Annotated in this window: 20 protein-coding genes; 8 read left to right on the forward strand and 12 right to left on the reverse strand. The window is 32.4% G+C overall.

The annotated features are described in order from the left end of the window. Window positions 1-228: 228 nt before the first annotated feature. The 9 genes from KA883_RS12885 to KA883_RS12925 form a co-directional block, all read right to left on the reverse strand. Window positions 229-1266, reverse strand: coding sequence for an acyl-CoA dehydrogenase family protein (locus KA883_RS12885; protein WP_046207558.1), 1038 nt, complete (start codon window positions 1264-1266; stop codon window positions 229-231). A gap of 13 nt (window positions 1267-1279) precedes the next feature. Then, the gene (locus KA883_RS12890) at window positions 1280-2041 is read right to left on the reverse strand and encodes an ABC transporter permease (protein WP_046207559.1); all 762 of its coding nucleotides are present in this window, start codon (window positions 2039-2041) and stop codon (window positions 1280-1282) included. A gap of 5 nt (window positions 2042-2046) precedes the next feature. Further along, window positions 2047-3006, reverse strand: coding sequence for an ABC transporter substrate-binding protein (locus KA883_RS12895; protein ID WP_046207560.1), 960 nt, complete (start codon window positions 3004-3006; stop codon window positions 2047-2049). A 13-nt stretch (window positions 3007-3019) separates the two neighbouring features. Continuing rightward, window positions 3020-3760, reverse strand: a complete 741-nt coding sequence (locus KA883_RS12900) for an ABC transporter ATP-binding protein (RefSeq protein ID WP_046207561.1) — start codon at window positions 3758-3760, stop codon at window positions 3020-3022. A gap of 252 nt (window positions 3761-4012) precedes the next feature. Then, window positions 4013-4525: a DUF4242 domain-containing protein gene (locus tag KA883_RS12905; protein WP_019468800.1), complete on the reverse strand. Its 513-nt coding sequence runs from the start codon at window positions 4523-4525 to the stop codon at window positions 4013-4015. A 363-nt stretch (window positions 4526-4888) separates the two neighbouring features. After that, window positions 4889-5590: an antiholin-like protein LrgB gene (gene lrgB, locus KA883_RS12910; RefSeq protein WP_019468801.1), complete on the reverse strand. Its 702-nt coding sequence runs from the start codon at window positions 5588-5590 to the stop codon at window positions 4889-4891. Further along, window positions 5587-6030 (reverse strand): antiholin-like murein hydrolase modulator LrgA, encoded by a 444-nt coding sequence (gene lrgA / locus KA883_RS12915; RefSeq protein WP_046207562.1) that lies wholly within the window; start codon window positions 6028-6030, stop codon window positions 5587-5589. Before lrgA ends, lrgB begins: the two co-directional genes overlap by 4 nt. A 120-nt stretch (window positions 6031-6150) precedes the next feature. Further along, a complete protein-coding gene (locus tag KA883_RS12920; protein WP_046207563.1) occupies window positions 6151-6915 on the reverse strand; it encodes a response regulator transcription factor LytR in 765 nt (254 codons plus the stop codon). Beyond that, window positions 6912-8669 carry a sensor histidine kinase gene (locus KA883_RS12925; protein WP_046207564.1) on the reverse strand — a complete coding sequence of 586 codons (1758 nt, stop codon included), beginning with the start codon at window positions 8667-8669 and terminating at the stop codon, window positions 6912-6914. The genes KA883_RS12920 and KA883_RS12925 overlap by 4 nt, the downstream gene beginning before the upstream one ends. A gap of 346 nt (window positions 8670-9015) precedes the next feature. Here KA883_RS12925 and KA883_RS12930 point away from each other — a divergent pair, with 346 nt between their 5' ends. The 6 genes from KA883_RS12930 (at window position 9016) to pcp (ending at window position 15384) form a co-directional block, all read left to right on the forward strand. After that, the gene (locus KA883_RS12930) at window positions 9016-10407 is read left to right on the forward strand and encodes an MFS transporter (protein WP_046207565.1); all 1392 of its coding nucleotides are present in this window, start codon (window positions 9016-9018) and stop codon (window positions 10405-10407) included. A 229-nt stretch (window positions 10408-10636) separates the two neighbouring features. After that, entirely contained in the window at window positions 10637-12232 is a 1596-nt protein-coding gene (locus tag KA883_RS12935; RefSeq protein WP_196296353.1) for a M20/M25/M40 family metallo-hydrolase, read from the forward strand. 98 nt (window positions 12233-12330) lie between these two features. Next, window positions 12331-12771, forward strand: a complete 441-nt coding sequence (locus KA883_RS12940) for a DUF805 domain-containing protein (protein WP_046207567.1) — start codon at window positions 12331-12333, stop codon at window positions 12769-12771. A 303-nt stretch (window positions 12772-13074) separates the two neighbouring features. Further along, window positions 13075-13779 carry a DUF969 domain-containing protein gene (locus KA883_RS12945; RefSeq protein WP_046207568.1) on the forward strand — a complete coding sequence of 235 codons (705 nt, stop codon included), beginning with the start codon at window positions 13075-13077 and terminating at the stop codon, window positions 13777-13779. Then, window positions 13772-14698, forward strand: a complete 927-nt coding sequence (locus tag KA883_RS12950; RefSeq protein ID WP_046207569.1) for a DUF979 domain-containing protein — start codon at window positions 13772-13774, stop codon at window positions 14696-14698. Before KA883_RS12945 ends, KA883_RS12950 begins: the two co-directional genes overlap by 8 nt. 44 nt (window positions 14699-14742) lie before the next feature. Then, a complete protein-coding gene (gene pcp, locus KA883_RS12955) occupies window positions 14743-15384 on the forward strand; it encodes a pyroglutamyl-peptidase I (RefSeq protein WP_046207570.1) in 642 nt (213 codons plus the stop codon). Between the two features lie 119 nt (window positions 15385-15503). Here the strand turns inward: pcp and KA883_RS12960 are convergent, their stop codons facing one another. Next, entirely contained in the window at window positions 15504-16004 is a 501-nt protein-coding gene (locus KA883_RS12960; protein WP_046207571.1) for a GNAT family N-acetyltransferase, read from the reverse strand. Between the two features lie 143 nt (window positions 16005-16147). Then, on the reverse strand, window positions 16148-16948 hold the full coding sequence (yidC, locus tag KA883_RS12965; RefSeq protein ID WP_019468812.1) for a membrane protein insertase YidC: 801 nt from the start codon (window positions 16946-16948) through the stop codon (window positions 16148-16150). A 236-nt stretch (window positions 16949-17184) separates the two neighbouring features. On the opposite strand from yidC, the gene KA883_RS12970 reads away from it, so the two are divergent. Continuing rightward, on the forward strand, window positions 17185-17997 hold the full coding sequence (locus KA883_RS12970) for a metallophosphoesterase (protein ID WP_046207572.1): 813 nt from the start codon (window positions 17185-17187) through the stop codon (window positions 17995-17997). On the opposite strand, the gene KA883_RS12975 is transcribed toward KA883_RS12970, so the two are convergent. Further along, window positions 17998-18609, reverse strand: coding sequence for a C39 family peptidase (locus KA883_RS12975; protein WP_019468814.1), 612 nt, complete (start codon window positions 18607-18609; stop codon window positions 17998-18000). 164 nt (window positions 18610-18773) lie between these two features. Here KA883_RS12975 and KA883_RS12980 point away from each other — a divergent pair, with 164 nt between their 5' ends. Further along, on the forward strand, window positions 18774-19244 hold the full coding sequence (locus KA883_RS12980; RefSeq protein ID WP_046207573.1) for a GyrI-like domain-containing protein: 471 nt from the start codon (window positions 18774-18776) through the stop codon (window positions 19242-19244). The last annotated feature ends 145 nt before the right edge of the window (window positions 19245-19389 follow it).

Genomic DNA, 19389 nt, shown 5'->3' on the forward strand with positions numbered 1-19389 from the left:
AATTTTTTAATCAAGAAAGAAAACATTAAAAATGGCTACCCTTATATCGTAAATATAAGGTAGCCATAAACATTTTGTTTTTTTCACTGTCTACTTGACAGGGTGCAGTTCATGATGATAGGGATTAGCCATTTATTTTTATATTAGACGATCATTTTATATCATTGTCGAATTTTTGATGTCGTCATTATGTTTCGATGATTTTGATTTTCCATCTATACTCGTTTACTAAACTGTAGTGCGGTATTCTTCTTCTAATTTTCCTAAATGTCTCAATGTAGGTGTAAGTGCAGCGAAAAAGAAACCTTCTTTCAATTTACGAGCTTGTGGCGCACGTGGAGAATATGCTCTAGAACCACCGTTTACCATCGAAGCTTGATTTACTTCTAATAATAGGTAACCAGCTTCTTTTTTAATTTTGATCAGTTCAGCAAAATTATCGTCTAAATCATCGTTTTCAATAATATGATAAAACGCGTTTTTAAGCTGTTTATATTGGTTTTCATACGCATTGATATCGAATTCTAAATATTTATTGATGCCATTTTGTGCGTCAGAAAATTTATGAATTAAATCTAACGAAGCTCTGATTGAACCGAGCGCTATAGGAATTTGTAAAGCTACAAATTGTGGTCGAATGGCAGAAGCAAAACTTTTTGCTTCTTTTGTTATAATTTGTGATTCAGGGATCTCTACGTTTTTCATTTCAATAGCAAATGTAGCCGACCCATTGACACCTAAGAAATTTGATTTTTCATCTAAAGTTATACCTTTTTGATTCGCTTTTACAATAAACATCACTAACTCATCTGTATCATTTGCTTTAGAAATTGCTCCAAAATAATGATCAGACGCAATATTACTTATTGCAGGTAATTTGCCATTAATAATTAATGTGTTGTCATTATAATGATGTGTTAAATTGAATGATTCTAAATCGTTAAAAGATTTCATAGGGTTAGATAAACCTGTTGCTCCTAAAATTTCTCCATTTAACAACTGTTGCTGTAAAGTTTTATTTAAATGTGGTTGATTTGCGTGTTGTAAATAAGTTGAAAATGCTAATTGACACCATAGACAAAAACCTGTAGTTAAGCAGGATTTTGAGACTTCTTCAATGACTTCTAGATTATTTTTTAAGTCATTTTCAGAAAAATAGCCATCTCTAAATAAGCCTTGAATGAATGGTCGTGGGTAATAACTCCCTTCATCAATTTCAATAACATAGGGATCTAATTCTGTTTCAATACGTTTTTGTAAAGTCATATAAATTACTCCTTTATTCTCCAAATCTGATTAAAATTAATTTTTCTAAATAACTAATTATTCTATCTATCAAAAATCCAAAGAGTCCAATAAAGAAGATCGCTGATAATACATCTTCTAAATTTAACATATTACGCGCATCTACGATTAAAAATCCTAGTCCAGATTGGGCTCCAATCATTTCACCTGAAACTAAGAAAATCCAACTTGTTCCCACTGCCATGTGAATACCAGCCATAATATGCTTAAATGAAGCAGGGAATAAGATGTTACGATATAACGTCCAACCACTTAAATTCATATTTGACGCAATTTTTAAGTATTGTGGCTCAACATTCCTAACGCCTTTAATCGTACTAAATACAATCGGGAAAAAAGCAGCGATAAAGATGATAGCCATTGCTGGTAAACTGCCAATACCAAACCATAAAACAACAAATGGCGACCAAGCTATAGGTGAAATAGGTCGTATAAGTTGAAATAACGGTTCTATTGCAGTGTGCAATAAGGTGCTTCGACCTAAAATAAAACCTGTTGGGACACCAATTAAAATTGCGATACTAAATCCAATAAAAAATCGAAATAAACTGATGCCCAAATGGGTAAATATTTCCCCGGTAATAATAAAATGCCAAATACTCTGAGCTACTAGGATAGGACCTGGTAGTAATATCGGTTTATAATCTCCAATCCAAATGACACATTGCCAAATAAATAAGAAAAGTATGAATGTTAGTATAGGTAAAGTTTGCTTTTTAATTAAATTACCTGACATGCTGCTTATGCCTCCTTATACAGTGTTGGATCAACGAATGATTTATAAGATGGTGTTTCGAAAAGTTGATGTTGGTTAATCAACTGTGTAATTTTTTGATAACCATCTTCATTAATTGATAAATTGCCATATGATGTCCATTCTGCAGATTGTTCCAATACTTTTCGATCTTGTTTAAAGTGCTTAGACATAATATCAACACTTTGTGATTTATCATTCATTCGATATCCAGCTTTTTTATAATCAGATATAAAACTTTGAGCAACATGTTTTTGATCTTTTATTAAGTCAGTTCTAAGTACTAAAGCACAACAGTATGCATCGGGAATCACTTCATTACCATGTTTTAAAGTTTTTCCTTTGCCTAACTTTTCTCCTAATGCGCCAAAAGGTTCGGCCACAGAATATCCAGAAATTCTATGTTCATTTAGGGCAGCTGGCATTTCTGCTGGAGCCATTTCATGATAACTGAATGTTTGAGCATTCAAATTTAATTGTTTTCTCATTTCTTCCAATAATAAGTAGTGCGTTGAATAACGATGAGGGATGGCAAATCGATATTGATGCTCATTATTAAAATTGTTTACCGTTTCACCTTTTTGTCCCATAATGACGTTACCTTCGTGGTGTCCTAGCGCAACTGCTTTAATATCAGCACCCTTTTGTTTAGATTTCATAGCTAATTCTATTAAGGTTGATGCGCCATCAATTCTCCCACTATTTAATGCATCCATAAGATCTGGCCAATTATTAAACTTAATTAATTTTAATTTATAACCATTATGTTTAGCTTGTGCTTTTACTTTTTGAGTCATCATTAAGTTAGCAGAATGTGTAATTGGTAAATAACCAATTTTTAAAGTCTTTTGTGGTTGATTATGTTGATTATTCTTCTGTATAGATTGATTATTACATGCACTTAGTATAAGGATCATAATTATTGGAAAGATGATTATTTTTTTCAATAGTTACAACTCCTTATATGTAATATTCAGGTTCTGCTTGATGGTGGTTTAATGCGAATTTTTCCATAATATTATTTCTTAAAGTTAATAAATAACTATCATTTCTATTTCTCGGATGTGATTGTTCAATTGAATATTGGCTTATAATATTACAGCCATCGCCGAGTAAGATAATGTGATCAGAAAGGTAAATGGCTTCATCAATGTCATGCGTAACTAATATAATCGTAGCTGTAGATTGTTTTTGGAGTTGTACAAGTTGATCTTGTAATTTATAACGTGTAAAAGCATCCAGTGCGCCTAATGGTTCATCCATCAATATGACTTTGGGTTGATGGACTTGTGCACGGCAAAGTGCTACGCGTTGTTTCATTCCTCCAGATAATTGCTCTGGAAACGTCTTTCCTTTATGATCTAAATCAACATATTTTAAATAATTATTGATTTCACCATCACTCAATTCTCGATTTAATCCTAAACGAATGTTGTCATTAATGTTTTTCCACGGCAGTAAATTATGATGTTGAAAAATCATTAAACAATCAGGTGATGGATTTTGTTTTAATTGATCTTCAATTTTAACAGTACCTGACGAAGGTGTTAAAAATCCGCCTATAATGTTTAACATGGTAGACTTTCCACAACCACTTTTACCTAGAAAAGTAACTATTTTACCTTTTTCAATATTTAAATTAAAATCATCGATAACACGATGGTCTCCAAATTGATGTTGGATGTGATTAATGCGAATCATGGCAACACCTCTATTATTCCTATCTAATTAATATGTTTTTTTGATGAAAAAAAAGCGGCAGAAATCTAAAATGTATCATTTGATTTCATATTGCCGCTCCTTGAATAGTGTTTAGGTTATTTATAAGTTTACCCCAATTTTTAGCTTAAATAAGATTGTTAGCTAGCAATGGTGTGACGAGTATGATACATACTTATAAATAACTTTTGCTAACTAAACCTATGGAATTATAAATATAAAGAGAAAGTTTAGTTATAATTTTTCAATATCATCAATAGGTGTATCTACAGCTTTTCTTGCACGACGAACGGCGTCTTCATCAGGTGCATCATATAAGCAGATACATTTTGACATATCTTCACATACATAAGTACGTTGGAATTGAACTTCAGGGACTTCTTCATAGTGGACAGAATTTTTCTTTTTACGCGCTAAATATTGATCCATTGTGATACCTTCTGGGATGTTCCACGTAACAAGATAATCAACGTGTGCATCACCTTTTTTAACTTCTTCTAAGTCTTTACCTACTAAACGCACTTCTTTAACTAAATTAATGTTGATAGATGCATCTTCAAGAAATTGTTTAGCTTCTGTATCACTGTTCGCTTCTACAATAAAATAGCCATGTGTTAAATCTTCTGTTGCTTGTACTTCAATTAGTGTTGGTACTTCACCAGTAGTGAGTTTTGCTGCTTTATCTTCTAAGTCTTTTTTAGACTTTGCGAAATCAAGATTATTTGCTTCGAGTAAATATAATGTCATTTAATAGAACCTCCAATGTTTATAATAAATGCATAGTACTATAATTCTTATCAAAATACAAGGATATAAAAGGATGTTATTTTAATTTTCTGATAATTGTTAAAAATTATATTCTATGTAAAGTAAAATCTTTCGGGAAACATCTAACGTTAATTTTTAAAAAATTTCAAAACGTATATAAAATGATATAAACATTTATATTTAATTAAACTGTATTAAATATAAGAAAAAACGGGGGGAGAAAATTTTAGGTTTCATAAAACTAAAGAAAACGTCAACTTCTATATTTATCATAGAAATTGACGCTTAAGCTTGAGCAAGCATTGTTTATGTTCTAACTTTTTATCGTTGTGATTTTAGATATTATAGTAAGACTGTTGCTAAAATTGGTGCAACAACGACTACGATTACACCTACGATTACTAGTGAAATAGAGGCCATTGAAGCTTCTGTCTCACCAAATTCTTGTGCAGATGACACTCCTAATGAATGGCCACTTGTACCAAGTGCGAGCCCACGAGCAATAGGGTTTGTAATGTTAAATAATTTAATGAGTTTGGAACCTAAAGCATAAATAATGACACCATTTAAGATTACTGCCAATGATGTTAGTTCTTTAATACCACCAATATCGGCTGATACTGGTAAAGCAATGGCAGTGGTAGCACCTTGTGGTAACATAGATGCAATGATTTCATTTGAAAATTGGAAAGCACTTGCAATGAAATAGATAAATACCAAAGCAGCTGTCGTTCCGAAAGCAATACCACCAAGGATCTGTTTCCAATATTTCTTAAGCACGTCACGTCTTTTATATAACGGAATCGCAAAACAGATAGTTGCAGGTTCTAAAAAGAAATTGATGATGTCGCCACCGATTTTATAATTTGCATAATCTATACCTGTTAACTTTAGAAATGCTATACCGAAGACCATGCTGACAAATAATGGTGTAAATAAAAAGAAGCCATTCGTCTTCTTGAATAATATCGTTGCTACGATAAAAGGTATAATAGATAATAAAATTCCAAAATATGGTGTGTTAATGCCTAAATGTTCAATCATAATTTTTCCTCCGCTAACTGTTTAGGTTTTCTTTTCTTAGGTATAAATGATTTTGTAATTAACATTTGTGAGAAAAATCCTGTGCATAGTAATAATAAGATTGTAGAAATGATAATTAGCAATATAATCAAGATCGGACTTTGGCTTAATACGCCTAAAGAATTAATAACTGAAATACCTGCAGGTACAAATAAGAAACCGATATTATTTGTTAGCGTCGTACCCACTTTTTCAACTTCCCCAAGTTTAACAATCCCTGTACATAAAGCGATAAATAATAAGACTAGACCTATCACTGATGCTGGCATTGGAATAGGCATGAAACTTTCGATAATATTTGATAAAAGCATGATGATTGCCAACACTAGTACTTGATGAAAAAAGTTATACGTTTTTGAATGACTAGGCTGCTTCTCAGCTTGTTTTTTGTTTGTTTCCATAATGTATTTCCTCCCGAATTAATCTTGAGTTAATTATAATATGAAAACGGTTGCTACTAGTCGTTTTAAAGGTGAATTACGAAACGTATATACTGAGTTGCATTAATTACGATGTGACATTCAAAGTAAGCCCATATTCTGCTTGAACGTTTTCATATATGAGCGACTGACTTGGAATTTTAATGCATTTGTCATCGTAAGTTGATAGGTATAGTTAAACCAATGTTCTATTGTTTGTATGTGTACTTTATTAACAAGCGTGGCACGGTGAATTCTCATAAACAAAGGATCCGCAATTTTTTTTTCGTAATGGTTAAGTGGTTCAGTTGTATGATAATTTTCTTGTAAGGTGTTGATCGTAGTAATACCGTTATTAACAGAAATAGCAATAATATCTTCTAAATTAATGATATGAATACGCTCATCTACTTCAATAGGTAAAACCATTTGTGAAGTTGGCGTATTTTCTTTGTGTGCATCATTTTGATGCTGGCTGACATCATTTGCTTGTTTATAAGTATCGTGATCGAGCGCTGTTTCAACTTTATGGATGGCCTGTGCAATACGCTTTTGTTCGAATGGTTTTAAAATATAATCCGTCGCATCTAGCTCAAAAGCTTTAACGGCGAAAGTATCATGTGCCGTAGCAAAAATAATATGTGGTGGGTTTTGCATTTTGTTAATTTTATTTGCTAAATCGAGTCCACTCTCTTCCATTAAATTAATATCTAAAAAAATTACATCATAACGATCATAAAGTAAGAGTTCTAATGTTTCTGAAACATTTTCTGCTTCATTAATTACATCAAACGTACGAATTTCATTTAATAAGTAATGAAGTTCGTTACGCGCTAAAGGTTCATCATCTACAATAATTGCTTTCAATGTTTTTCGTCCTCTCTTATGAAAAATGGAATAGTATAACTTACGTTGGTACCTTCTTTGCTGGAATGAATATGCATTTTAGCTGTAATACCAAATAAGCCTTCCAATCTGTGATTTAAATTCTCTAAGGCGCTACCTGTGCCTAAATCAGAATAAACACGTGTTTTACCTATATTATTAATTTTATCATCAGGGATTCCTGAACCATTATCTTCAACTGATATATATAATCCATCTGCTGTTTTATAAGCGGTTACGATAATACGATTGTTATATTTACGGTTTTTAAAGGCATGTTTGATGGCATTTTCTATAAGTATTTGTATTGCAAATGGTGGTACAAGTGCACCATAACATGAATCTTCAATATTGAATGAAACATCAAAACGATCTGGATAACGTGCTTGTTCCAGTGATAAATAAGCCTCAACTTGTTGCAATTCCTTTTCAAGTGAAATCGTATTGTTACGTGCACCTTGTAAATTTGAGCGGAAAAATTGGCTGAGCTGTAACAGTAACTTTCTTGCTTTTTCACTATCAATTCTGACTAAGGCAGAAATTGTGTTAATGGCATTGAAAAAGAAGTGCGGATTTACTTGTGCTTGTAGTGATTTGATTTCGGCATCTCTAACTAAAGCGCTTTGTGTTTCAGCTTGTCCTAATTCAAGTTGACTAGAAAATATCTCTGCAAGACCAGATGCTAACTGTTTGTCGGAATGAGAAACATCGTGCCTGTTAGTAAAATATAGTTTTAAAGTACCAATAACATCATTCTTGACTCTTAATGGAACGACAATGGCTGCTTCAAGCGGGCATTCAGGATGATTGCAACCAATATCTTCCCTTGAATATGCTTCTTTTAAAGTACCTGCTTGTATTGCCTGTTTTGAAAGATTGGTAATGATTTGTTTTTGGGCAACATGATGATCACTTGCTGCACCTACATGCGTTAATATATCTTTACGATTAGTGATAGCGACTGCCGAAACACGCATAAGATCTAAAATAATGGTAGCTGCTTGTTTGGCAGAATGCTCATTTAATCCTGAGCGGAAAAATGGTAATGTTTCATTTGCTAGTTGTAAAACATCGTGTGTTTGAATAGCACGTGTTTCTTCTTCTTGTTTGATTGTCGATAATATAATTGATAAAAAAATTGCTGTACCGATTGAGTTGATTGAAATCATAGGTAAAGCAATTAATTTAACTAGTGACCAAGCATGCTCCGTATTATCAGAAAAGATTAAGATACAAATCATTTGAATAACTTCTGTAGTACCTCCAATGATAGTACCTTTAACTATGGTAGGATACTGACGTGCACGCATTGCTCTATAACCAAAATAACCGGATACTAGCGCAATAAATATAGATGAAATCAGATAAATATAAGCATCAGCACCACCAATATAAACACGATAAATGCCTGAAATTATTGCGACAAAAATAGCGACGAATGGTCCTCCAATTAACCCTGAAACGCCTATGGTAAGTACGCGCGTATTTGCGAGAGAAGCCTCAGGATCTAAGTGATTATAGACACTGCCATTAACGACTTCATTGCCATTGATTTGTATACCTGTGAAGTTTGAAATCATAGAGAAACACCCGAAAATGATGATGAGCTGCCATTGTGAACTTCGTTTATCTCTTTGATTCATCATTGTTTTAAAGTGATTAATATTCATTAATATATAAGCGATAATAATAATAAGACCTACACGTTCTAGTAATAAAATAAATAAATTTAACATCTCATACACCTTTATAGATAATTTGTCTATCTAGTATAATACATAATTTTGATTATGTATTAATTATTCTTATAGAAAAAATAAAATTTCTAAACGCTATCAATATATTTTGTGGAATAATTAAAAAGTTACTTAATACACTTTGCGTGCTCTTTTTTTAGCAATAAATTGAAGTAAATGTTATTTTTATCTTATTGACTTTTTTAAAAAATGTTTTGAATTTTAAAAAGTCATGTTTACCATGTAATCATTATTATAAGGCAAGAGAAAATGTTTTAGAGCTGGACAAGTTAAATCATTAATAATGATTATGGTTGTTTTACGGGGATTTAGGAGGCAAAATAATATGGAATCAGAACAACCATTTGAAGGAGATAACAGACTTCTTTCAGGTATTTTTTTAAGCGTAATAACATTTTGGTTGTTTGCTCAATCGCTCGTTAATATCGTTCCTGCATTAGAAACATCTTTCACAACTAGTTATGGAACGATTAACGTAGCCGTAAGTTTAACCGCATTATTATGTGGTTTGTTTGTTGTAGGTACAGGAGGACTTGCAGATCGATATGGTAGGGTCAAAATGACTTATATCGGTTTGACTTTAAGCGTTCTTGGATCATTACTTATTATCATTCCAGGATTTGTCCCTTTGTTAGTACTTGGGAGAGCAATACAGGGGCTATCTGCAGCATGTATCATGCCTTCGACATTAGCAATTATAAATGAATACTATATTGGAAGAAGGCGACAACGTGCGTTAAGTTACTGGTCTATCGGTTCATGGGGTGGTACTGGAATTTGTTCGTTTTTTGGTGGCATCATGGCTACCTTTGTAGGATGGCGATCTATATTTATTATTTCGATAATAGTAGCTTTAGTGTCTATGTATTTAATCAAACACACGCCAGAAACGAAAGCCGTTCAAACTGAGGCATCAAAGCGTGCTAAATTTGATTTTGTAGGGCTAATTATATTAATAGTTGCAATGCTGAGTGTCAATTTAATCATTACACAATCTTCAAATTATGGTTTCTTTTCACCGCTTATTTTGATGTTAATTGTGATATTCATCATTTCAATTATTGTATTTATATTATTTGAAAACAAAGTTAAAAACCCATTGATAGATTTTAAACTTTTTAAACATAAAGCATACAGTGGTGCTACAGTGTCAAACTTTTTACTAAATGCTGTAGCAGGGACGCTTATTGTTGCGAATACTTATTTTCAATCGGGATTACATTTCACCTCATTCCAATCTGGTATGATGACTATTACTTACTTAGTAGCTGTTTTAATCATGATTAGAGTCGGAGAAAAAATCCTACAGGAAATCGGTCCTAAAAAACCAATGCTTATAGGTGCAGGGCTTAATGCGATAGGGATTCTATTAATCTCGTTAACCTTTTTACCTACACCTGTTTATGTCATCAGTTGTGTGTTAGGTTACTTAATTTATGGTGTGGGCTTAGGTATGTATGCCACACCTTCAACAGATACAGCTGTTACTACTGCGCCAGAAGATAAGGTAGGTGTCGCGTCTGGTGTATATAAAATGGCATCTTCACTTGGTAACTCATTTGGTGTAGCTATTTCAGGGACAATATTTACGATTATGTCAGCTCGTGACAATATTCATGTTGGTGCCATGTATGGACTGTGGTTTAATGCTGCATTAGCAATCATTGCATTTGTATTTGTATGGTTATTAGTTCCGAAAAAGCAATTTAATAATTAGTTATGGTAATAAGATTTTTGAAGTAAATAACAAAATGAAATGCATCCTCTATGCTAGATTAAGCATCAAGCATAGAAGGGTGCATTTTTTAGAGTAGTATATATGAAAAAATTAGGATATAGACAAACCTCATATGCGTAAATTAGTTTGAAATGTACAGTAAAATTATTGGTTATCATTGGGAAATCATATTATAATTTAGTAAACGCTTACAAGGAGGTCTGGATTGATGCAAACTTTATGGCAAAATGAACAAGATCGTTTAACTTTACTAAAACAACTTGTAAATCACCAATCAATTACGAATACACAAGGAGAGAAAACATTCCCTAATCTGGTAAACCAATTGTTATTTCAACTTAAATATTTTAAGACCAATCCCAATCAAATTCAAAAAATACTAACGGATGATGATAAAGAAGCATTAATTGCTTTTTATCAGGGTTCCCAATCCGGTAAAACTATTGTACTTGTTAGTCATTATGATACGGTCGATGTGTCGGAATTTGGTTTAGCTCATGATTTAGCTTGTAATCCTGATAAATTAAAGCAGTATTTTTTAGAAAACCAAAATTATTTAGATAAAGGGGCTGTAGAAGACTTACTTAGTGAAGATTACTTATTTGGTCGTGGGATTATGGATATGAAAGCAGGTCTCATGTTGCATATGTCTTTAATTGAATTAGCATCCATTGAACAATGGGATATTAATTTGATTTTAGTTACGGTTCCAGACGAGGAAGTAAATTCTTCTGGTATGAGAAAAGCGGTAGAAAAATTAGCAGAATTAAAAGCTAACTACGATTTAGATATACAATTACATTTGAATAGTGAACCTACTTTTCAGCAAGCTACTTCAGATGAAAAACATTATATATATTCAGGATCAATTGGTAAAATCATGCCAGCAGTACTGTGCTATGGAAAGGAAACACATGTCGGTCAGCCTCTTGAAGGTTTGAGTGCTAACTTTATGATGAGTTATATTACACAAGCGGTAGAATATAACACACAGCTAAAAGAACATTTTGAAAATGAATCCACACCTGTACCTGTAACATTAATGATGAAAGATATTAAAGATACATATGATGTGCAAACGCCATACAAAACCATAGGATTATTTAACTTCTTTCTATTTAACAAAACACCTAAAGATGTTTTTAGAGAATTCATAAATACGGTCATCACTGCTGTTGAGCGTTGTGAATCGGATTGGCTATCTGTATTAGAAACAGAAGATTACCAATTCGATAAAAAAATTAATGTTCTGACATATGAGCAACTTAGGCAATATGCTGTTAAACAGTACGGTGAAGAAGCAATCACTAATCTTATAGATCAAACACTTCAAGAAACGTCAGAGTTACATTTACAGAATATTCATGTTGCAGATAAGCTGATGCAAATATGTAAGAATATAGCGCCAGCTGTAGTGACATTTTTTGCTTCACCTTATTATCCAGCTGTTAATGCTTCATCTGACAAGCACGTATCCTCAACTATAGAATTAGTGAAACATACACTAAATGAACAATTTCAGCGTAGTAGTGAACAAGTATATTATTTTAATGGCATCAGTGATACGAGTTATTTAAAGTTTGATGGAGATATGGAACAGATGGTTATATATGAGCAAAATACGCCAAATTTCAATCGTACATACACTATTCCTTTTGAATCAATGAAAGCCATCAGTGCACCTACATTATTGATAGGACCCATCGGCAAAGATGCTCATAAATTAAGTGAGCGTCTGCATAAGCAGAGCGCATTAATAGAATTACCTGTCGTGCTAGAAAAAGTAGTTAAGTCATATATTTAAACTAGATATGTAGCTAGTACTTGTTAGAAGGTGTGCGATTACGCTATTATGAATAATAAATGTTTAAATAACTTTAATTGAAAAATGGAGTGTCAAATATGATAGAGGCGTATAAAGATTTTTGGAAAAAATATATAGATTTTCAAAGTAAATCCAATAGATTAGAGTTCTGGACACCAGTGCTGATTCATATTGTTAGTATATTTATTGTAGCTATTATTGGTGTTATTGCTTTTATTTCAGGTGCTTTTATTGTTGCTACAATCCTGTCAATATTGGTTGGGATTTTTGTATTGGCAATGATTATACCAATGTTTGCTATAACATTGCGACGATTTTATGATGCAGGGAGAAGAAGAACTTCTGCCATCATTCTTATAGTTGTGTCTATTATTATGAACATTTCATTTGATTTGATTCAAATCAATAGCATAGCCATCTTACTTAATGTGATTGCATGGATATGTACGATTTTATTAATCATTGAAACATTGCTACCTTCTCGTAATGAATCGGATGCCACTTTAAAATGGTTATAGCATTTTAAATGCGAATGAAGATATGAGATAGCAAGTGTTTAGATGTATGAATTATGGCGAACTTTAATGTCGTAGTAGAGAAATAACTGTAAGACACGCGTTTTAACAAAGATGTTCAAGTAATTTTCCAAAAATGAAAAATTAAAATTTATCGCTTATAAGCCGTTGTCATTAAAAGTCTGAAACATGTAAAAGATGTTTTGGACTTTTTTGTTTATGTTGTTAGGGTATAAAAATTATCTGAAAATTCATTGTATTAAAAAAAGTAAACCTTTAATATAAAAGAAGAAAGGTGGAGATAACATGGAATGGTTAAAATTGATTGGAATTTTAATTATAGTACTTGGTTTTTTATTCAAGATTGATACGATTGCTGTGATTTTAATCGCCGCTGTAGCGACGGGACTTGTATCAGGTTTAAATTTGTACGTTATTCTTGACACATTAGGAAAAGCTTTTGTTGATAATCGTTTAGTTACACTTTTTATTTTAACATTACCTATGGTGGGGTTAATTGAGCGTTTTGGTTTAAAAAAGCAGGCCTCGAATATGATCGGTAAGGTGAATAAAGTTACGAGTGGGCGATTGATGACTATCTATTTATTCATTAGAGAATTAGCAGGTGTTGCATCAATACGTATCGGAGGACATCCACAGTTTGTACGTCCATTGATTAATCCAATGGTACAGGGTGCGTTAAGAACACGCTATCATTTGCAAGAACATGAAGTAGACGAAAAGGATATCGAAAAGATTAAAGCGCAGACTTCTGCGATGGAAAATTATGGTAATTTCTTCGGTCAAAATTTGTTTGTAGGGGCAGCGGGTGTATTGTTAATGGTTGGTACGTTTCAGTCTTTAGATATTAAAGTGAATGCCATTGATCTTGTATTAGCGTCATTACCTATAGCTGTTATTGTCTTTTTTATTGTGTGGATAAATAATATTAGATTTGATAAATATTTAGATCGGAAATATGGTAAAAAGCAGGTGGAAAGACATGAGTGAGCATACATTAAATCAAATTTTAGAACTATTTTACATATTAATTGGTTTACAATTACTTTATACGGCATATCGCGTGTTAAAAGCATCAACAAATAGCAAAAAATATGGTACAGCTTTATTTTGGATTTTATTAGCTATTTTATTTATTGCCGGTCCTTATATACCTAACGTAATCAATGGCATATTTATCATAGTTATGGGAATATTAACGCTATGTAAACAAGTGGTTATTAAAAATATTATAGATGTCAACGAAGCACAGGGAAATTTAGGTTCACAAAAATATGGAAATAAATTATTTATCCCCGCTATTGTTTTAGCTATAGCTGCGATTATCGTTTCTAATTGGACACCATTAGGAGGAGCAATAGGTTTAGGTGTTTCTTCGATATTAGGGTTACTTGCTGCATATTTTGTTATTAAGCCAAATGGTAAATATATACTTTATGACAGTGACCGTCTAACCCAACAAATTGGAACAGTTGGTATACTACCGCAATTCTTGGCTGCATTAGGCGTACTTTTTACAGTGAGTGGTGTGGGGGATGTTATTTCCAAAGGCATATCCTCTTTTTTACCAGAGGGCAATCATCTTATAGGTGCGGCAGCATATGTCATTGGCATGGTGCTTTTTACAATGTTAATGGGTAATGCATTTGCTGCATTTACCGTTATCACAGCGAGTATCGGTATTCCATTTGTTATCGCCCAAGGTGGAGATCCTGTTATAGCCGGTGCACTGGCTATGACTGGTGGATTTTGTGGTACATTATTGACACCTATGGCAGCTAATTTTAATACTTTACCAGTTGCTTTATTAGAAATGAAACAAGAATTCGGCGTGATTAAAGCGCAAGCGCCCATTGCACTTATATTAATTTTGGTGCATATAGGATTAATGTATGTTTGGGCGTTTTAAAATGTAAAAAGTATAAATTAAAAAATGAAAAGGGGATGTTAATGATGAAAATATTAGTAACAGGGTTTGATCCTTTTGGTGGAGAAGAGATTAATCCAGCATTGGAAGCTGTTAAATTATTGCCAAATGAAATTGAAACACATCAGATTGATAAGATAGAAATACCTACAGTTTTTAATAAAAGCAAAGAAACTATAGTTAATAAATTAAAACAAGAACAATATGATGTTGTATTGGCAATTGGACAAGCAGGTGGAAGATTTGAATTGACGCCAGAACGTGTAGGAATAAACATTGATGATGCGCGTATACCTGATAATGAAGGTAACCAGCCGATAGATGAAGTTATTCAATCATCAGGTGATGCCGCATATTTTTCCAATTTACCAGTTAAACGTATGACAGAGGCGATTAAGTCTGCAGGGGTACCAGCGAGATTGTCTAATACAGCAGGTACTTTTGTATGTAATCATATTTTGTATCAACTTGGATTTTTACAAGCAACACAATTTCCAAATATTAAATTTGGATTTATACATGTGCCTTTTATTCCTCAACAAGTCACAGACAAACCTGAAAAACCATCCATGTCTATTCAAACGATTGCAGAAGGTTTGGAAGCTGCTCTCAAAGCGATTATAGAATCAGATGAGGATATTAAAATTGCTTTAGGTGAAACGCATTAAATTATTTTTAGAATATATATTAAAATAAAAAAGCAGTGACACATACTATGATGATAGCGGGTGTCATTGCTTTTTTAAGTGCGTAAAACAATGTAGTAATAAAGTCGTAACTTGTTATTTTAATAATCGTGTTCATTTCTTGAATAATTCATACGAACTTCATAATAAGTTTTTCCAAAATAAGTAGCTTGTTTATCATTGCTCAACTTAAATCCAACTTGCTCATAAAAATGAATTGCATTTTTATTTTCTTCAACTACCCATAGGGTTACATTGTCAGGATAAGATAATTCCAAGGCACGTTGTGTAAGTGCATAACCAATCATATGACGCTGATAATCTTCCAATAAATAAAGTGCGAAGATTTCACTCCAGTCGTCAGAAGAAGATGAGGATTCCGTTTTGCCATAAGATATGAAACCTACTACTTCGTTTTCGACGAGGGCAACTAATGTCGGAACATTGTGCAAATAAGACTTTCTGATAAATTGAGCTTTGTCTAGGTTTTCTAAGTAATTATTTTTAGATAAATGGTCATAAGTTTCCAACCAACTTTCATAGTGGACAAGTGCTTTACCATACTTATCTGCTTCAGTTAATGCTCTTATTGTAAACTCCATACATCTTCCCCCTTTGTTTATCAAATTGTAATTATTATAGCATCTAACGATGTGTAAAAGAAATTTTTGAATTCATTACAAGTAAATGAAAGCATTTTAAAATTCAATAAAGTAACATGACTCATTGTTTAGTCAATATTTGTTTAATTGAGGGAATCCGCAAGTTTTAAAGCTTCTTGTTTTGCTTGTTTACTGTAATATGAATGAGCAAAGTGCATTTGTAAAATTAAAAACAAACCACTAAATGTCCAATACAAACCAAGTGCTGCTGCAGAATGTAAAGATATGTAAGTTATAAAAATAGGTGATAATATCATCATCACATAATATGTTTTGCGTTGATTTTTAGGGTAATGCATTGCATTTACAAGAGGTTGTATGAAATAAATAGCAGCTGCAATTAATGACATCCATAAATCAGGTTTTGTTAAATTGAACCATAAAAAATGAGGGAATTGATCTATTCCACCACTGCTAGGAAATTTAAGTGTCACGATTAAACCAAATAATATGGGTAACTGTATTAAAATTGGTAAACAACCGATAACGCTTTTTATTGGATTAATGTCATAACGCTTATAAGTGGTCATCAAATCTCTATTAGCTTCACGTTTTTCCTCCTGTGTTTGCGCATCTCTTACGCGTTGTTTGATGTTATCAATTTGCGGTTGTACTATCTTTGTTTTTTCTCTGATCAGATGCATGTTTTTAACTTGTATTAACATAAACGGCATTAAGATAAGGCGTATGGTCAGTACAATCATGATGATGGCTAACCCATAATTGTCGTTAAACAACTTTCCCAATCCATGCAAAAACATATCAATGGGTTTTACAAAAATAAAGTAAAACCAGCCACTTCTATCCTCTTGTTTTGAATAATCACAAGCAGTTAAAAGTAAAGGTAGCATCGTCATCATTAAGACAATCCAATTTTTCTTCATATGTTATTTCCTCCTGCTCGGGTTTTGAACAATGTAACTTTAACACAATTGCATACAATTTTTAAATATTATTTAAATAATTTCGAAAAACATTTTAATGAATGACTTACAGGTATGTTTGATATACAGAATGATTTGCTGAACGAAACTTATATGAATACAAGCGGAACATTTAAAGAATAAAGTGAAGTTGTGTCATAATGAAATTGTTAAACGAGTAGAGGAATGTGATAAATATGTTAATAGGCATGATTTCAGATTTACATATCGATAGACATAATAAACTAACGCCCAAAGATTATGAACAGGCATTAGTTACAGTAATTAAGCAACAAAAAATTGAATTATTACTTATCGCTGGAGATGTTTCAAATCATTATAAGTTAACGCAATCATTTGTGAAGGAAATCGAGATACAAACAATGATAAAAGTACTGTTTGTACCGGGAAATCATGATTTTTGGTCAACGGATACTGGGGCGACTTCTTCTGAAATCTTGGATACTTATATCAAAATGGATAATTGCTTAATAGATGATCCTTTTGTCATAAATGAAGCGTGGGCGATTGTAGGTAATACAGGTTGGTATGACTATACATATGCACACTCTAAATTCTCTTTGGAACGCATTGCACGTAGGAAATATTATGGCGCTACTTGGCAAGATAAAGTGAAAATAGACTGGCAAATTGAAGACCAAAAATTATCAATGATAGCGGCCAAACAAGCGATGAAGGATATTGAAAAAGTAAAAGATAAAAAAATTATATTAATGACACACATCGTGACTCATCGTAAATTCGCAGTACCAATGCCACATAGAATATTTGATTATTTTAATGCATTTATAGGTACTTCGGATTTTGATGAAATTTATACCCAATATGATATTAGATATAGTATTATGGGCCATGTTCATTTTCGAAATGTTTTTGAAGAAAACAACGTGACATATATTTGTCCGTGTTTAGGCTATCAACGGGAATGGCGTACACCAGATATAGAACAGGAAATCAACCATGCGTTACACAAAATAGAAATTAATTAATCATTTTTGTAAATGAATGCTCATACGTCCAGGAGCATTATAACTGCTTTCTAATTTCTGTTTGTTAATTTTTATAATTTGATATTTATTCGGAAAAATAGCAGGTATAATAATTGATTTCCATAAATTAGACCATAATGGATCAATATAATAATAATGGTTATCGTCATAACCAATCAGCACGGTAACATGAATGTTTGATACCAATTGATGATGTGTATTATCAATTTTAAATGTTTTGCTAAAAGGCTTTTGACCTAAAACAGTGTGATAAATGATGACAGGTTGCCCTTTATCAATGACGTCACATAATGAAGCCAGTGATTTCCCAGTACTATTAACAATACGTTTATCATACGTTTGTAAATAGGGTGCTAAGGCTGTAGGGAAAATCGTTTGATGATAACCCCATTTTACCCATAAGTGATGACCTACATAGCCTTTATATGGATTATTGGCGTGTTTCGGCCAGTGTTTCATGATATGTGTTGCTGGTATTTTGTGATTATTGAATTGTAATATCATTGCACTTGCTATGCCTTCGCACCCCATAATCATAGGTATCGGGAACAATTGGCTAATTGGTTTAACGGCTAATATTTTTTTATTCATAGATAGAGACTCCTGTATCGAATATTAAAGATTTATTAACATTGATGATTGCTTTTATTATATATCTATATCGATTTAAGTGACTACAAAGATGCTTAAATCATAGTTAATATTAGATATATTTTAATAAAAATGGTTATAATGTGCGAAAGGGGTTGAAAACAATGGATTATAGAATAGAAACATTATCCGACATTCCAGTGCCAGTTGTAGGGGTAAAAAGAGCATATGCAACTGGACAAAAAGCACAAGAAAATATTTTTAAGTTTTGGATGGAATTTGAAGCAATGGGTTACAAAAATCACTTGATATCACAAAGTAATCAATACCTCGAAGGGTTATTAGGTGTTTGTCTTCCTAAAGAAAATGGCGAAATGCATTATTTAATAGGTGTGACAAATGAGGAAACGCAAAGTGATTGGGAACAAGTAGAATTAGTAGAAGGCAGATACTTAGTATTTGATGCCAAAGGTCCAGTTCCAGAATCGATTAAACAAGCAATGCAAACCATTCATAGAAAAATCTTACATACTCTAGATTATGAATTGCGAAGCGCTCCTTTTTTTGAGTTGTATAAACCAGGTGAATTACATTCAAACGACTATATTACTGAAATTTGGTTTCCAATCAAATAGTAGAATAGAAGTTTGAAATCAACGATGTTGGAAATATAAACACAATTATGTCATGTAATCGTCCATTTCTATTTCAAGTCAAGTAGAATTGGACATTTATTGTGTTTATAGTATTTTATAGATTGGTATATTGAGCAAGCAAAAG

Source organism: Staphylococcus sp. GDY8P54P (assembly GCF_017892645.1).
GTDB classification, from domain to species: Bacteria; Bacillota; Bacilli; order Staphylococcales; family Staphylococcaceae; genus Staphylococcus; species Staphylococcus ureilyticus.

Excerpts from the sequence above, each read along its gene's own strand:
- KA883_RS12940 (WP_046207567.1), top strand. The coding sequence starts at position 12,331 with ATGATAGAGGCGTATAAAGATTTTTGGAAAAAATATATAGATTTTCAA.
- pcp (WP_046207570.1), top strand. The coding sequence starts at position 14,743 with ATGAAAATATTAGTAACAGGGTTTGATCCTTTTGGTGGAGAAGAGATT.
- KA883_RS12980 (WP_046207573.1), top strand. The coding sequence starts at position 18,774 with ATGGATTATAGAATAGAAACATTATCCGACATTCCAGTGCCAGTTGTA.
- KA883_RS12930 (WP_046207565.1), top strand. The coding sequence starts at position 9,016 with ATGGAATCAGAACAACCATTTGAAGGAGATAACAGACTTCTTTCAGGT.
- lrgB (WP_019468801.1), bottom strand. The coding sequence starts at position 5,590 with ATGATTGAACATTTAGGCATTAACACACCATATTTTGGAATTTTATTA.
- KA883_RS12960 (WP_046207571.1), bottom strand. The coding sequence starts at position 16,004 with ATGGAGTTTACAATAAGAGCATTAACTGAAGCAGATAAGTATGGTAAA.
- KA883_RS12925 (WP_046207564.1), bottom strand. The coding sequence starts at position 8,669 with ATGTTAAATTTATTTATTTTATTACTAGAACGTGTAGGTCTTATTATT.
- KA883_RS12945 (WP_046207568.1), top strand. The coding sequence starts at position 13,075 with ATGGAATGGTTAAAATTGATTGGAATTTTAATTATAGTACTTGGTTTT.
- KA883_RS12970 (WP_046207572.1), top strand. The coding sequence starts at position 17,185 with ATGTTAATAGGCATGATTTCAGATTTACATATCGATAGACATAATAAA.
- yidC (WP_019468812.1), bottom strand. The coding sequence starts at position 16,948 with ATGAAGAAAAATTGGATTGTCTTAATGATGACGATGCTACCTTTACTT.
- KA883_RS12935 (WP_196296353.1), top strand. The coding sequence starts at position 10,637 with ATGCAAACTTTATGGCAAAATGAACAAGATCGTTTAACTTTACTAAAA.
- KA883_RS12950 (WP_046207569.1), top strand. The coding sequence starts at position 13,772 with ATGAGTGAGCATACATTAAATCAAATTTTAGAACTATTTTACATATTA.
- KA883_RS12890 (WP_046207559.1), bottom strand. The coding sequence starts at position 2,041 with ATGTCAGGTAATTTAATTAAAAAGCAAACTTTACCTATACTAACATTC.
- lrgA (WP_046207562.1), bottom strand. The coding sequence starts at position 6,030 with ATGGAAACAAACAAAAAACAAGCTGAGAAGCAGCCTAGTCATTCAAAA.
- KA883_RS12900 (WP_046207561.1), bottom strand. The coding sequence starts at position 3,760 with ATGATTCGCATTAATCACATCCAACATCAATTTGGAGACCATCGTGTT.
- KA883_RS12905 (WP_019468800.1), bottom strand. The coding sequence starts at position 4,525 with ATGACATTATATTTACTCGAAGCAAATAATCTTGATTTCGCAAAGTCT.
- KA883_RS12885 (WP_046207558.1), bottom strand. The coding sequence starts at position 1,266 with ATGACTTTACAAAAACGTATTGAAACAGAATTAGATCCCTATGTTATT.
- KA883_RS12975 (WP_019468814.1), bottom strand. The coding sequence starts at position 18,609 with ATGAATAAAAAAATATTAGCCGTTAAACCAATTAGCCAATTGTTCCCG.